The 13,565-nt window shown below is 66.6% G+C and carries 16 protein-coding genes; 5 read left to right on the top strand and 11 right to left on the bottom strand.

What is annotated here, in order from left to right:
* The first annotated feature begins 11 nt into the window (after positions 1 to 11).
* The gene (locus AC6CHX_RS01785) at positions 12 to 932 is read left to right on the top strand and encodes a diacylglycerol/lipid kinase family protein (RefSeq protein WP_498271418.1); all 921 of its coding nucleotides are present in this window, start codon (positions 12 to 14) and stop codon (positions 930 to 932) included.
* A gap of 36 nt (positions 933 to 968) precedes the next feature.
* Here AC6CHX_RS01785 and AC6CHX_RS01790 read toward each other — a convergent pair whose 3' ends face one another.
* The 5 genes from AC6CHX_RS01790 to AC6CHX_RS01810 form a co-directional block, all read right to left on the bottom strand.
* Positions 969 to 2,114 carry an AI-2E family transporter gene (locus AC6CHX_RS01790; protein ID WP_136042082.1) on the bottom strand — a complete coding sequence of 382 codons (1,146 nt, stop codon included), beginning with the start codon at positions 2,112 to 2,114 and terminating at the stop codon, positions 969 to 971.
* Between the two features lie 110 nt (positions 2,115 to 2,224).
* Positions 2,225 to 2,662 carry a helix-turn-helix domain-containing protein gene (locus tag AC6CHX_RS01795; RefSeq protein WP_498271419.1) on the bottom strand — a complete coding sequence of 146 codons (438 nt, stop codon included), beginning with the start codon at positions 2,660 to 2,662 and terminating at the stop codon, positions 2,225 to 2,227.
* Between the two features lie 95 nt (positions 2,663 to 2,757).
* On the bottom strand, positions 2,758 to 3,228 hold the full coding sequence (locus AC6CHX_RS01800; protein WP_498271420.1) for a hypothetical protein: 471 nt from the start codon (positions 3,226 to 3,228) through the stop codon (positions 2,758 to 2,760).
* Positions 3,225 to 4,214, bottom strand: a complete 990-nt coding sequence (locus AC6CHX_RS01805) for a hypothetical protein (protein WP_498271421.1) — start codon at positions 4,212 to 4,214, stop codon at positions 3,225 to 3,227. The genes AC6CHX_RS01800 and AC6CHX_RS01805 overlap by 4 nt, the downstream gene beginning before the upstream one ends.
* Positions 4,201 to 4,740 (bottom strand): RNA polymerase sigma factor, encoded by a 540-nt coding sequence (locus AC6CHX_RS01810; RefSeq protein WP_498271422.1) that lies wholly within the window; start codon positions 4,738 to 4,740, stop codon positions 4,201 to 4,203. The genes AC6CHX_RS01805 and AC6CHX_RS01810 overlap by 14 nt, the downstream gene beginning before the upstream one ends.
* A gap of 263 nt (positions 4,741 to 5,003) precedes the next feature.
* On the opposite strand from AC6CHX_RS01810, the gene AC6CHX_RS01815 reads away from it, so the two are divergent.
* Positions 5,004 to 5,321 carry a hypothetical protein gene (locus tag AC6CHX_RS01815; protein ID WP_498271423.1) on the top strand — a complete coding sequence of 106 codons (318 nt, stop codon included), beginning with the start codon at positions 5,004 to 5,006 and terminating at the stop codon, positions 5,319 to 5,321.
* 11 nt (positions 5,322 to 5,332) lie between these two features.
* Positions 5,333 to 5,872, top strand: a complete 540-nt coding sequence (locus tag AC6CHX_RS01820; protein WP_498271424.1) for a hypothetical protein — start codon at positions 5,333 to 5,335, stop codon at positions 5,870 to 5,872.
* A gap of 27 nt (positions 5,873 to 5,899) precedes the next feature.
* Here AC6CHX_RS01820 and AC6CHX_RS01825 read toward each other — a convergent pair whose 3' ends face one another.
* From AC6CHX_RS01825 to glnA, 4 genes are all read right to left on the bottom strand, one after another.
* Entirely contained in the window at positions 5,900 to 6,991 is a 1,092-nt protein-coding gene (locus tag AC6CHX_RS01825) for an ABC transporter permease (protein ID WP_498271425.1), read from the bottom strand.
* Positions 6,988 to 7,602 (bottom strand): ABC transporter ATP-binding protein, encoded by a 615-nt coding sequence (locus tag AC6CHX_RS01830; RefSeq protein WP_498271426.1) that lies wholly within the window; start codon positions 7,600 to 7,602, stop codon positions 6,988 to 6,990. The genes AC6CHX_RS01825 and AC6CHX_RS01830 overlap by 4 nt, the downstream gene beginning before the upstream one ends.
* 64 nt (positions 7,603 to 7,666) lie before the next feature.
* Entirely contained in the window at positions 7,667 to 8,575 is a 909-nt protein-coding gene (locus tag AC6CHX_RS01835; protein ID WP_498271427.1) for a peptidoglycan-binding protein, read from the bottom strand.
* Positions 8,576 to 8,991: 416 nt separating this feature from the next.
* Positions 8,992 to 10,416, bottom strand: coding sequence for a type I glutamate--ammonia ligase (gene glnA / locus AC6CHX_RS01840; RefSeq protein ID WP_021200702.1), 1,425 nt, complete (start codon positions 10,414 to 10,416; stop codon positions 8,992 to 8,994).
* A 146-nt stretch (positions 10,417 to 10,562) separates the two neighbouring features.
* On the opposite strand from glnA, the gene AC6CHX_RS01845 reads away from it, so the two are divergent.
* Complete coding sequence (locus AC6CHX_RS01845; RefSeq protein ID WP_136042084.1) at positions 10,563 to 10,991, top strand: RDD family protein; 429 nt, start codon at positions 10,563 to 10,565, stop codon at positions 10,989 to 10,991.
* 9 nt (positions 10,992 to 11,000) lie between these two features.
* On the opposite strand, the gene AC6CHX_RS01850 is transcribed toward AC6CHX_RS01845, so the two are convergent.
* Positions 11,001 to 11,492: an ATP-dependent zinc protease family protein gene (locus AC6CHX_RS01850; RefSeq protein WP_205820314.1), complete on the bottom strand. Its 492-nt coding sequence runs from the start codon at positions 11,490 to 11,492 to the stop codon at positions 11,001 to 11,003.
* 20 nt (positions 11,493 to 11,512) lie between these two features.
* On the opposite strand from AC6CHX_RS01850, the gene AC6CHX_RS01855 reads away from it, so the two are divergent.
* Positions 11,513 to 12,700 (top strand): RimK family alpha-L-glutamate ligase, encoded by a 1,188-nt coding sequence (locus AC6CHX_RS01855; RefSeq protein WP_029265073.1) that lies wholly within the window; start codon positions 11,513 to 11,515, stop codon positions 12,698 to 12,700.
* 60 nt (positions 12,701 to 12,760) lie between these two features.
* Here the strand turns inward: AC6CHX_RS01855 and AC6CHX_RS01860 are convergent, their stop codons facing one another.
* The gene (locus tag AC6CHX_RS01860) at positions 12,761 to 13,471 is read right to left on the bottom strand and encodes a DUF4191 domain-containing protein (protein WP_136042085.1); all 711 of its coding nucleotides are present in this window, start codon (positions 13,469 to 13,471) and stop codon (positions 12,761 to 12,763) included.
* Positions 13,472 to 13,565 lie beyond the last annotated feature (94 nt).

Below are 13,565 nucleotides of genomic sequence, written 5' to 3' on the forward strand. Positions count from 1 at the left end.
AAGCTGACGATATGACCCATACGCGCATCGGAATCGTCTGGAATCCCTCCAAGGTCGAGAAAGAGGTTCTCCAGGACGCCGTGAGCGACGTGTTCGACGAGCAGTACGACATCCGCTGGTGGGAGACGACGCCCGAGGACCCGGGCCGCGGCATGGCGCAGGAGGCACGTGAGGACGGCCGGGGCATCGTCATCGCCGTCGGTGGCGACGGCACCGTCCGTGCGGTCGCCGAATCGCTCGCAGGAACGGAGACCGCCCTCGGAATCGTCCCGCAGGGCACGGGGAACCTGCTCGCACGCAACCTGGAGGTCCCGCTCGCCGATATCCCCGCCGCGCTCGAGCGGGTGCGGGATGCGGAGCCCCGACGTATCGATCTCGGCTGGGTGTCGTACGACGGCACCGAGCACGCCTTCGCTGTCATGGTCGGCTTCGGGATCGACGCGCAGATGCTGGTCGAAACCGACGACGACCTCAAGTCGAAGGCCGGCTGGTTGGCGTACGTCGAGGCGATGGGTCGGGCCTTGGCCGGTACCGAGATGACCGACATCACTCTGGCGATCGACGGCGAGAAGGCGGTCGCGGTGCGCGGTCACACGATGCTGATCGGCAATTGCGGGATGGTGCAGGGCGGCATCCGCCTGCTTCCCGATGCGGTTCTCGACGACGGCAAGCTGGATGTGCTGATGATCAGCGCCGACGGCGCACTCCAGTGGCTCGACACCCTGCGGTCGTTCGTCTGGGACAACGGGATCCGACGCATCTTCGGGGCGACGGATGAGGCCGTCAGCACCGATTCCGCACGTCATCTGCCCGTCGAGCACATCTCGGTGCAGTTGGACACACCCCTGGTGTTCGAGATCGACGGCGAGGAGATGGGGGAGGTCTCGCAGTTCGACGTCCGCGTGCAGCCGGGGGCCCTGCTCATCCGCTGAGACGCGTCTGCACCGCGACCTCCGCCGGAATCATCGTCACGGTACGGTGATCACCGGCGGGGCCTTCTTGCGGTCCTGTGTGGGGAAGACCACCTTCTGCACGATGATGATGATGCTCGCGGCCACCGGGATCGCGACGAGTGCGCCGAGGATGCCGCCGAGTGCGCCACCGGCGACCGCGGCGATGACGACCAGGGCTCCCGGCACAGCCACGGCACGGCTCATGATGCGCGGCGAGAGGACGTACGCCTCGATCTGCATGTAGACGAGGTAGTAGCCGAAGGCGATGAGCGCCGTCACCGGCGAGACGAACAGACAGATCAGGGAGTTGATGATGGAGGCCGTCAGCGTGCCGACGAGCGGGATCATCGAGCCGACGAAGGCGATGAGCGCGAGGAGTGCGGGCACCGGTGCGCCGATGATCGACAGGACGATCAGACTGAGGACGCCGTTGATGAGTGCCAGGCTCGCCTGCCCCATCACGTAGCGTCCGACCGCACCGGACACATCCTCCAGAAGCTCGCTGAAGGTCTCGCGCTGGTACGCGGGCACGAAGCGGCCGGCCGTGCGCTTCATGCTGCGCAGCGAGGCCATGAAGTAGAGCGTGAGTATCAGGACGATCGTGATGCCGGTCAGGCCCCCGGCGATGCCGGCGCCCACGGCGAACACGCCGCCTCCGATGTCGAGGAAGTTGTCGGGGTTCTGGACGAAGTCGAGCACTCCCTGGGCCGCGTCCTTGATGGTCGTGCCGAACTGGCCGCTCACATCCTTGAACCACTGGCTCTCCATGAAGTCCTCCACCATCTTCGGACCGTCCTTGATGAGGTTGCCGATCTGCTCGACCAGCACCGGGACGATCGCGAGGATGATGCCTGCGAAGGCGAGGACGACGCCCGCGACGACGATCGTCACGGCCGCAGCGCGGGGGAGCCGCTTCTCGATGAATCGGACGATCGGATCGAGGCCGAGAGCGAGGAAAAGCGCGACGCCGACGTACACGAGCACTGTGGCGAGCTGATCCACGATCCCGCCGATGGCGAGGGCGACGAGCACGCCGAGAGCCCCGAGGAGCCCGAACATGAACGGATTGGCGCGCGCGGCGGCCGCGGCGGTGGTGGTGGATCTGCGCTGGGCCGGGACCGTCTGCGGCTCGTTGGGCGCGATCACTCTCTTGCGGCGCATGGGCCCTCCATCTTTCAGACTCAGTCGATCATCCTCCACACGGGGTGCCCACGTGCTGAGCGACACCCGGCGGAGCCTGCGCGCCTCGGCGGGCGGGAAGGCCGGTCACGTCATCGGGAGAGCTTCTCGAGCCGTCGCCCCGCCGAAACGTCACGGTGTCTTTCGCACACGACCGGGTCGTGCGCCCGTATCGCTCGGCGCAGCTCGCGTGCTCCCATGCCCGTGTACCGGAGCAGATGGCATCGCAGCGTCGACGGGTCGGAGAACCCCGCGGCGACGGTGAGGTTTGCGACCGGGGTCTCCGGGGCGGCGAGCATCAGCGCGACCGCTGAGGCGACCCGGGTTCGGGCGAGGAGTTCCGTGGGACTCACGTGACCTGCGAAGCAGCGGTAGAGCTGGCGGACCGAGAGGTGGAGCTCATCCGCCAGAGTCGCCACGCCGAAGCTCGGGTCCGGCGCGCGCTGTCGGATGATGGTCTCGGCCTGCTCTCGTCGCTGGCGCGCGATGTCATGGCGGGACGGGGCCCACGGGACGGTGAGGCTGCTCATTCGACTCCCTCCGGAAAGGGCCGTCGAAGCAAACCCCCTCACCCGGTCAGTCGAGCGGCGACGGGAATCCTTACATCACGGGTGCCGCTCTTCGTTCAGCAGTACACGTTCGTGATCGAGGATCGGTACGAGACCGGCACGTTCGCGTACGAATTGGAGCCCGCCGAGGCCCTCACCGTCGTTCCCTGCCGCGCAGAGAGCACACCGGAGCGTCCGTTGGCGATGGAACCGACGCTTGCGAGCGCGGCGGTCGACTTCGAACCGCACGATGACCATGTGAGCTTCACGCCGGCCTGACCGGCGGCCGAATACGCGCAGATCGCGCCCGTGGCGCAATCGCCCACCGCGCGAGCGGCGACGGAAGACGTCGAGCCGAGAACATCCAGGCGCATTCCGATCTCCGGCCACACCGCGCTCGTGTCGGAGACGACGACTCCGCCCGGGCTGGCTGCGAGGGCGTACTCGAGCGCAGGGTCGAGGTCGGCCTGCGCCTGTGCGGGTGCTGCCGCGAACGGGCTCGCGACCAGGCCGGCGGCCAGAACGAGGGCGCTGAGGGTGCGAATCATGTGTTGTCCTCCCAGAGGATGTAGGCGATGACCGTTCCAGCGGGAACGGTCAGGGGGTGGTCGGCGCTCGTCACGGCGGTCTCGACACCGAGGATCCGGCCTGTCTTCGCCGACAGGAGTAGCGTTGCGGTCTCGCCCGGTGTGCTCGTTCCCGCCTGCAGGCCGATCACGTCTCGCCCGAGTCGATCCTTCGTCGTCCCGAGCACCGTGAGCTCCGGATAGTCCAGCAGCGCGCTGAGAAACCAGGCGTGCTGCTCGTTCGACAGGGTCCATTCGCCGAACACGTCGACCAATGCCCAGACGGCGTCACCGGCCGGCGATCCGCTGTCGAGCGGTGCGTACGCGTCGAGGAGTCCGAGGATGTCGGTTTCGTCCATGCTGTCGGCGTCCGCCACGGCCACGGGGTACTCGCCGGGACCGAAACGAGTCGTATCGATGACCGTGCCGGCCTCGACGTCTTGTTCGGCCGCGATCTCTCCGTCCGACGCGACAGGTGCTCCGGCCGTCACCTGTCGTGTCCCGGACAGATCCGGGTGCCAGGTGAGCTCCGTGACGACGGGCTCGATGAACCGGACCGCCTGGGGCTCGCCATCGTCTTCGACCACGAGTCGCCACGAGGTCGACCTCGACATCCGCTGCGCAGCGGTGTGCGCAGACCCGGATGACTCCGACAGTCGCTGCTGTGCCGTGTCGACGACCTCCCGTGCCGAGAGGTTCGTCTCGGAATAGATGAGCGGTGGCGGACCAAACGCCGCCGCGGGCTGCTGACCGACAGGGCCGAGCACCGCGAACAGCATCATCACCACGGCACTCAGTGCGGCAACCGGCGCGGTCACCAGAGCCAGGACCCTGACCGGCTTGCGGCGGTCGGGCGTGGCGATGATGCGTTCGCGGATCGCCAGCTGCCGGGCGGTCAGTGGCGCATCCCGCGGTGTCCGCACCGGGTTCACGAGGCGGAGCATCTCGTCGAGTTCATCGTCGTTCATGGACATCACCGACTTTCTGCGGGACATCGAGAAATGTCCTCAACCTGTTGCGAGCGCGATGCAGACGTGTCCACACCGACCCGGGTCGGATGCGCAACGTCTCCGCCACCTCGCCCGCGGACATCCCGTCCCAGTACGTGAGCCGGATCAGGTGGAGGTCGTCCGGCGACAGCTGCCGCAGCGCCTCCTGCAAAGCGATGATCTCCAGAGCATCACGCGGCTCGGGCGCGACCTCGGCAAGCCGTATGACCGTGGCCATGGCGTCCTTCTTGCGGTACTCCCTGCGCTGGAAGTCGCGGACCTTGTGTATCGCGGTGCGGATGAGCCAGGGGAAGCCGAACGGGTCGTGGCGATCGAACTTCTGCCAGGCCACGCTGAACACGTCTGCGGCGATGTCCTCGGCGGCCGCACGGTCGGACACCTGGCCCTCGATGAAACGGAGGACGCGCACGAAGTTCAGGTCGAACATCTCGCGGAAGGCCTCGCCCTTGAGCCGCTGCTCCTCGCGGAGGCTCTTCCTTGTCACGCGAATCGACTCCCGGGCCGTCTGGTTGGGCTCTCCGGCTCACTGTACTGGCGGGTCCGATTCCGAATGTGCGGTTCGAGGCAGATGTAAGGACTTCACGGGATCGTCAACGGATAAGAGGAACCCTCGCGCTGCAACCGCCGCAGTGGCGAATCGGGGAATCTGTGCCATCCTCTGCGCGATCCGTTGAGCCCCTGTACCGGCTTCCCTAGCCTGCAAGCAGGCCGGAGGTTCATGGCCCTCGCATCAACGAAGGAGAAGCAATGTCGCGTTCACGTCGTCGTCTCAAGCTGGGTGTCGCAGCGTCGGGGGTCGCTGTCGCTCTGGGGTTGCTGGTGGCTCCCGCAGCGCAAGCAGCCTGGGAGACCGGTTCGGCCAACTGCCGGCAGCTGACCTCGTACACGTCCGCGGGGGGTACGCAGTCGGTGACGCACTACCACGAGCTTCCGGGCGAGTGGAAGCGCGTGACTCGCCCGGCCGGCTTCGGAAGCTTCTACGGGTTCTACAACGGCGGCCCGACGTGGATGGAGATCAGCAGCGCCGGCTACCTGTCCTCGCCGTACATGGGGTGCCGCCGGTAAGCTCGCGGACCATGAGGAGACGACCCGCACTGTTCGCCTGGACCGGAGCAGCGCTGCTCCTCGCTTCGCTGACGGCGTGCGCTTCGACACCGGATCCGAGCGAGGGAGCCGTGTCGTCCGGAACCAGTCAGTCACCCGCAGCCAATGTCGTCTATCAATGTCTCGTCGACAAAGGTTGGGATGTGTCGATCAGTTGGGACGGCGGTATCGAAGCGAACAGCAACGATATTCCCGACGCACAGGCCGACACGTATGACGAGGCCTCCGCAGAATGCTGGGCCGTGGTGGAAGACCGTGTCGCGGCATATGCACCTGAGCGGATCGCAGAGGTATATGACATGGAATTGGCCACGCGGGAATGCCTTATCGAACAGGGGCTCAATGTTGACGAGCCGCCGAGTGAACAGGCTTATATCGACACGTTCCACGGCGATCGATGGATGGCATATATGGCGTCGGATATCGACACCGTAGCGACCGATCAATCTCGCTACAAAGAGATTGCGACCGCGTGCCCCCAACCCGCATGGTCTCTGGGCGCTGAGGAGTAGAGCGGCCTCGAAGGAGAGCTCCGGGTCCTACGGGACCCGGAGCTCTCTTATCGGTTCCCGGCGGCTGGCGACGAACGCCGGAACCAGTGCCGCCAACAACGAGGTCGTCATCGTGAGCACGACGAGAGCGAGACAGAACGCGGGCCCCGGCAGCGGGTCGCCCGTGGCGAGCAGCGCTGCCGCAGAGATCACGAGCCCGCCGACCGCACCTATACCGGCGAGCACGGCCGTCTGCGTGAGGAGCAGCGCGATGATGAGGCGCTTTGTCGCGCCCAGCGCCCGACGCCTTCCGAAGTCCTTGCGGCGCATCATCACGAGCCCATAGAGCAGCACCGTCACCAGAGCCCCCGTCAACGCGAGCAGAGCCATCACGAGACCTCGGGAGAAGCTCCCCAGTTGGCCTTCGATGAGACCTCGAAGGTTCGCGAGCTTCTCGCTCGTCTCGACGCTCACCTTCGATGGGTCGGTCGCAGCGAGGACGGACAGTACCGCCTCGCTCACCGGAGTCACCAGCTCGGGGCTCGACGCGACGACCACGAGGAGCACGAGTTCTTCGCTGCCCATCGATTCCTGCCGTGGGAGGAGCACCACCGGCTCGAACGGCGCCAGGAAGGACGGAATGGCCAACGGCCCCGTCACCCCGAAGCTCTCGCCCGACAGGAGCCTGACTCCGCCTGTGCTGTCGGCCATGCCGAGGTCGCGGAGTGCGCGCGCCGATGCCCACGCGAGCGAACCATCCGTTGCGTCCTCCGGGATGCCGAGCTGAGCCACGTCCTCACCGTAGAGATAGCGGATGGGCACGCGGGTGCCGTCTGTGACCGCCGCGTTGGTGGCGTCGACCGCGGCCGAGAACCCGCCGATCCACTCGATTCCGCGGATGCCCGCTGCACGTTCGAGCACCTCGCTGGTGACGCCGGCGCCCGCGTCTGCGCGTATGACGATCGAGCGTGTGCCGGCGGAGTCGATGGAACCGAGGACGGCCTGCTCCGCCCCGACGGTGCGCCCCGTGGTGAGCATCACCGTGAGCACCATGCCCATGACCACGAGCACGGTCAGCAGAGAGGCGACGGGTTGGGACCGGGCCGATGCCCAGGCCTCCCGCAGGACGGCCGGGGTCACAGGCCGATCTCCACGTCGCACGCATCAGCCACGACCGGAGAGTGCGTGACCACGATGACCGCCGCGCCGGTACTCGCGTGTTCCCGCAGTGCATCGATCACGAGGCCGGTGGTGGTGGGATCGAGGTTCCCGGTGGGTTCGTCCGCAAGGAGCACCTGCGGGTCGTTCAGGAGTGCGCGGCACAGGGCGATGCGTTGCGCCTGTCCACCCGACACCTGCCCGGGGCGGCGATTCGGCGGAACGTCCACTCCGAACCTGACGAGCAGTTCGGTGGCTCGTCCCGCGGACTCGCGACGATCGAGTCCGCGGTACAGCGACGTCTCGGTGACGTTGTCGAGCACGGTGCGGGTCGGGTCGAGAGCCGCGTCCTGGAAGACGAACCCGAAGCGCTCCGCTCGCAGTCGTGCGCGGTCGCGGTCGGGGAGCGCACCGGCCGGGTCGCCGTCCACGAGGACATCCCCGCTGGCGGGGTGGAGCATGAGCCCGAGGAGATAGAGCAGCGTGGACTTTCCGCGACCCGACGGGCCCGTGAGCGCGGTCATGGTGCCGGGCATGAACTGCGCGGACCAGGATTCGAGAACCGGGCGGCCGCGCACGTATTCGAAGGTCACGTCGCGTGCTTCCAGGGCGGGATGACGCAATCGCTCAGCTGTCTCGACGCCCCGGCCGGCACTCTCACCTTCCATCGGCGTTTCCTTTCGCCGGGATGCGCACTTCGGTGCCCTCGGAGACGCCGGAGACCACGGACATGCCCTTCGCCGAAGCCTCGATGGTCACGGCATGTCGCTTCCCTTCCCTGTCCACCACGACCGTCGCACCGTCCGCCGTCGTGGTCAGGGCGGCGGACGGGACGACGAGGCCTGCTGCCGTCTCCACGGTGACGATCCGCGACACGAGTGACGATGGCCCCTCCACCGGGACCTGACTGCAGGTGTCGGAGCACACGGCGGCGCCCTTGTCGCCCGTCAGCGCGATGGATACGTCTCCCGAGTCGGCGTCACGCACCTGTTCGGTTGCCGTGCCGACCCACACCGCGCCGTCGGGCGCCGTCACCTCCACGCGTGTGCCCGTCGGAATCATGCTCGCCTGCGTGTCGGTCACGGGGACGGAGAACTCCGGGGCAGTCGGCAGGCCCTGTAGAACCTCCTCGCCGCCGCTGAGGCTCGCGCCGGTGCGGACGACCTTCGTGTCGAGTGCGACACGCGCGGGCAGGTCCGGGACGAAGATGAGGTCGCCCTCGTCGATGACCCCTGTCGGCTCCAGGTCGAGCGATTCCTGCCAGCGCTTGATCGCCGCGACAGTGCCGTCACCTGCTTCTCCGTCAGCCATGCCGCCGTAGTGGCCGAGCGCGCCGAGCATCCGTTGCGCCTGCGCGACATCCGGGCCTTGGGCTCCTTCGCCGATGGTCCGGAACATCGGGACCGAACCGGCGGCCGCCACGACGGGGCGGAGGTCGACGCTGTACAAGGTCGTGCCTTGGGCGACTTGCGCACCTGCCTGAATGCCCACGCCCGTGACGACGCCGGATGCCCTGTTCGCCGCGATCGGCACCTGCTTCCACTCGGCGACGGTGTTGAGCTTCATCGAGTCCCCCACTTCGCCTGGCGTCACCTCGACATAGGTGAATTCCGTTGCCTTGAGTGGGTCTTCTGCCGGTCGCAGAATCGTCATGGCTGCCCAGGCGCAGGCTGCCCCGACGGCGAGAGCTGCGATTGTCGACGTCACCCAGAGAAGCACCCGGTTTCTCCGGAGGCTCCCGTCTTTCGTGTCTTCTGTGACGCGCATACACCCAACCTATGCCACGCGCCCGGAGGAGTGGGAAGGAATGCCGAGTGCGGGTGCGAACATCTCTTTCGTCGGGTCTGAATTGTCTTCTCTGTCCCCCTAAAAGGGGACAGAACGCAAACTGCGTGCGTGATATCGCAACAACTCCGCAGACAGAACCGGCCCAATTCCTGCGATTCTCGCGGGAATTGGGCCGGATGCTGATCCGAAGCGGGTCAGACGCCGAAGTACAGCTCGTACTCGAAGGGATGCGGGCGCTGCGCCATCGGCAGGATCTCGTTCTCGTACTTGTAGGAGATCCAGGTCTCGATGAGCTCCTTGGTGAACACGCCGCCCTCGAGGAGGAACTGGTGGTCGGCCGCCAGGGCGTCGAGCGAGTCGAGCAGCGAGTTCGGGACCTGGGGGATGTCCTTGGCCTCCTCGGGCGGGAGCTCGTAGAGGTCCTTGTCCACCGGCTCGTGCGGCTCGATGCGGTTCTTGATGCCGTCGAGGCCCGCCATCAGCTGCGCAGCGAAGGCGAGGTACGGGTTGCCGGAGGCGTCGGGTGCGCGGAACTCGATGCGCTTGGCCTTGGGGTTCGAACCCGTGATCGGGATGCGGATCGCGGCGGAGCGGTTGCCGGCCGAGTAGACCAGGTTGACCGGGGCCTCGAAGCCCTTGACCAGACGGTGGTAGCTGTTCAGCGTCGGGTTCGTGAAGGCGAGGAGCGCGGGCGCGTGCGCCAGGATGCCGCCGATGTACCAGCGCGCGATGTCGCTGAGCTGACCGTAGCCGGCCTCGTCGTAGAAGAGCGGCTTGCCGTCGCTCCACAGCGACTGGTGCGTGTGCATACCCGAGCCGTTGTCGCCGTACAGGGGCTTGGGCATGAAGGTCGCAACCTTGCCCCACTCCTCGGCCGTGTTCTTGACGATGTACTTGAACTTGAGGATGTCGTCCGCCGCGTGGACCATCGTGTCGAAGCGGTAGTTGATCTCCTGCTGGCCGCCGGTGCCGACCTCGTGGTGCGAGCGCTCGAGGATGAAGCCGGCGTCGATCAGCTTGAGGGTGATGTCGTCGCGGAGGTCAGCGGTCTTGTCGACCGGGCTCACCGGGAAGTAGCCGCCCTTGTACGGGGTCTTGTTGCCGAGGTTGCCGCCCTCTTCTTCACGGCCGGTGTTCCAGGCGCCCTCTTCCGAGTCGACGCTGTAGAAGCTGGAGTTGGAGGTGACGTTGTAGCGGACGTCGTCGAAGATGTAGAACTCGGCCTCCGGCGCGAAGAACGCGGTGTCGGCGATGCCGGTGGAGGTGAGGTACTTCTCCGCCTTCTTGGCGACCTGACGCGGGTCCTTCGAGTAGATCTCGCCCGTGCGCGGGTTGTAGATGTCGAACAGCATCACGAGGGTGCTGGCCTCGCGGAAGGGGTCGACGTACGCCGTCGTGACGTCGGGGATGAGCTGCATGTCGGACTCGTGGATGCTCGCGAAGCCACGGATCGAGGAGCCGTCGAACAGCTGACCGTCGGTGAAGAAAGCCTCGTCGACCGTCGATGCAGGAATGTTGAAGTGCTGCTGCACACCCGGGAGATCGGTGAAACGGATGTCAAGGAACTTGACGTCGTTCTCCTTGATGTAGCTCAGTACCTCGGACGAATCTTTGAACATGTACGACTCCTGTAATGCGGATCGATGGCTTCACGGCCACTCTGCAGAGTACGGACGGGGGATTTCTCTACGGTATCCGCTTTGTTTCGGGCGTGTTACGGGAGCCGGGGACGAACGCGGTATTTCACGCTCGGTAGGCTGGGGGAGTGACGGATGCTGTGAACACATACCCCGGTGAGCGACTCGGACTCCCGGAGTCGGGTCCCGGCAGCATCGCCCGGCCCGGCCGCCGCATCGGGGCCCTGCTCATCGACTACCTCGCCGCGACCATCATCGCCACCGCCTTCCTCGGCTACGACCAGTTCGCGCTTCCCACCGAAGCCGGTCTCACGCAGTTCGCCCCGATGCTGGTGTTCGCCGTGCTGCAGATCCTCTTCATCCCGACCGCGGGAGGCAGTCCGGGTCACCGGATCCTCGGGATGCGCGTGGTGCGCCGCGACGGTGGCTGGGTCGGGCTGTGGCGCCCGATCGTCCGCACACTGCTGCTCGTCGTCGTCGTGCCGGCGGTGATCTGGGACGCCGACCAGCGCGGCCTCCATGACAAGGCGGTCGGCACCATTCTCATCCGGGCCTGAGCGCCGCGCTCAGATCTTGCCGCGGTTGCGGCGCCGCGCCTCCCGAGGTGCTCGCCCCCCGAGGAAGGATCGTGCGGGGTCGACCGAGAATCCCTGCCGCAGTGCTTCTCTTCCGATGAGCATCCGGAAGCCCATCTCGTCGCGGTTGCTCAGCGTCACCTCGGCGAGCACCTCGCGGTCCACGAGGCGGATCAGCAGCTCCACCACGAGGCGCTGCTGCGCGTGCCCGGACGAGCTGCGAACGGCGCGACGGTCGTGGACCGGGCACTCGACGACCACGGCGTCCTCCTGGCTGTCCTGCCAGGGTTTGACCTTGAAACGGACCCAGGGCTGATCGTCCTGTTCGAACTCCACGATGTCGAACGCGTGCAACGAGGAGGTGCGCGCACCCGTGTCGATCTTGGCCTTCAGCCAGTCGACTCCGAGATCGGGCAGGCTCACCCATTCTCGCCACCCCGTAAGGGTGTTTGAATGGGGGGTAGTCCTACTCACCTGATACATCCTGGCAGGAAAATTCCCCCGTGAAGATCGCAGTGCTCTCCCGTGCGCCTCAGGCGTACTCCACCCAGCGACTGCGCGCGGCCGCGCTTCAGCGCGGACACAACGTCAAGGTGCTCAACACCCTGCGCTTCGCGATCGATCTCACAGCCGATGAACCTGACCTCCACTATCGGGGCCGTCAACTCAGCGACTACGACGCGATCCTGCCGCGCATCGGCAACTCGATCACGTACTTCGGCACAGCCGTCGTCCGGCAATTCGAGCAGATGGACGTGTACACGCCGAACACCGCGAACGGCATCTCCAGCGCCCGCGACAAGCTGCGTGCGAACCAGATCCTGTCGCGGCACAACATCGCGATGCCGCCGACCGCGTTCGTGCGCAACCGGGCAGACGTGCGCCCGGCGATCGAGCGCGTCGGTGGAGCGCCGGTCGTGATCAAGTTGCTGGAGGGTACTCAGGGAATCGGCGTCATCCTCGCCCCCCAGGTGAAGGTGGCCGAGGCGATCATCGAGACGCTGCACTCCACCAAGCAGAACGTGCTGATCCAGAAGTTCATCTCGGAGAGTCGCGGACGTGATATTCGAGCGCTCGTGGTGGGCGACCGAGTGGTGGCGGCGATGCGCCGATCCGCTGCCGGCGACGAGTTCCGCTCGAACGTGCACCGCGGTGGATCGGTCGAGGCCATCGAGCTCGACCCCGTCTACGAGCGCGCCGCCGTCCGTTCCGCGCAGATCATGGGTCTGCGGGTCGCCGGCGTGGACATGCTCGAGGGAGACGACGGCCCGTTGGTCATGGAGGTCAACTCCTCGCCGGGGCTGCAGGGGATCGAGACGGCGACGAAGCTCGACGTGGCCGGCGCCATCATCGACTACATCGCCGGTCAGGTCGCATTCCCCGAGATCGATGTGCGGCAGCGCCTCACCGTGTCCACGGGATACGGTGTCGCGGAACTCATGGTGCACGGTGCGGTCGACCTGGTCGGCAAGACGCTGGGGGAGGCGGGCCTCTGGGAACGGGACATCACGGTCCTCACGCTCCACCGTGGGGTGAGCGTCATCCCCAACCCGCGCAAGCATGTCGTCCTGGAAGCCGACGATCGGCTGTTCTGCTTCGGCAAGCTCGACGAGATGCGCTCGATGGTTCCCGAGCGGCGTCGTCGCCGTGCGAAGGTCCGCCGCCTGCCCCGCCAGCCGCTCTCCGAATGAACGAGAGCGCGGCCGCCCTCCGAGGAGGACGGCCGCGCTCGTCGTTTCGGCGTGCGGGTCTCAACGAGGTCGCTGCGAGCGCACCTTCGTCGGGTCGATCCCCTTGGGGATCGGCAGCGAGGACAGCGACTGCGAGACAGAGTCAACGCGGCGGATGACCGCTGCCATGGTGGTCTTGTCGATGGCCTTCGGAAGCTTCTTGATCGTCTTCGCCAGGTCGGCGATCGCGACCTCGTCCTCGCCGTGTCCGACGTAGAGGACCGTGACGGGCACGCCGTGCGCGACACGCTGGGCCTTGCTGCGCTCCTCGTTGACGAGGCGGGTCAGGCGGCCGCGTGCACCTTCACCCACGACGACGATGCCGCCGCGACCGATGGTGCGGTACACCGCCTCCTGCGTCTTCGGGTTGATCCCGACGGGCGTCTCCGAAGCCTGCCAGCTGCGGCCGAGGCTGGTGCTGAGCACGTGGCCGGTGGCGCCGGGCATTCCGTCGATCTTCGTGTACATGGCCGACGTCGACAGGCGGGTCATGAGGAAAAGCGCGCCGAGGACGCCGAGCATGAGACCCGTGATGCCCCAGAGGACGAGGGTCCAGATCTGGAACGGCGGGATCAGATAGCCGGCGACGAGACCGAGGAGGACGCCGCCGACCAGGATCGCGAGCTGAGCCCACGGAAGCCATGAGTAGGCCTCACGGGTGAACCGGAAGAGGGACTTGATCTGGGAGAAGAACCCAGGACGCTTTTCGGGTTCAGGAGCACGCTTTGCCATGGAGACCAGCCTACCGAGTTCACAGCCGCTGTGATGCCGTCGTTCGCGTCAAGCGGAGTCGGATGCGACGGCACTGTTCCTGCACAATCGCGGC

Source organism: Microbacterium sp. GQ128 (assembly GCF_059758615.1).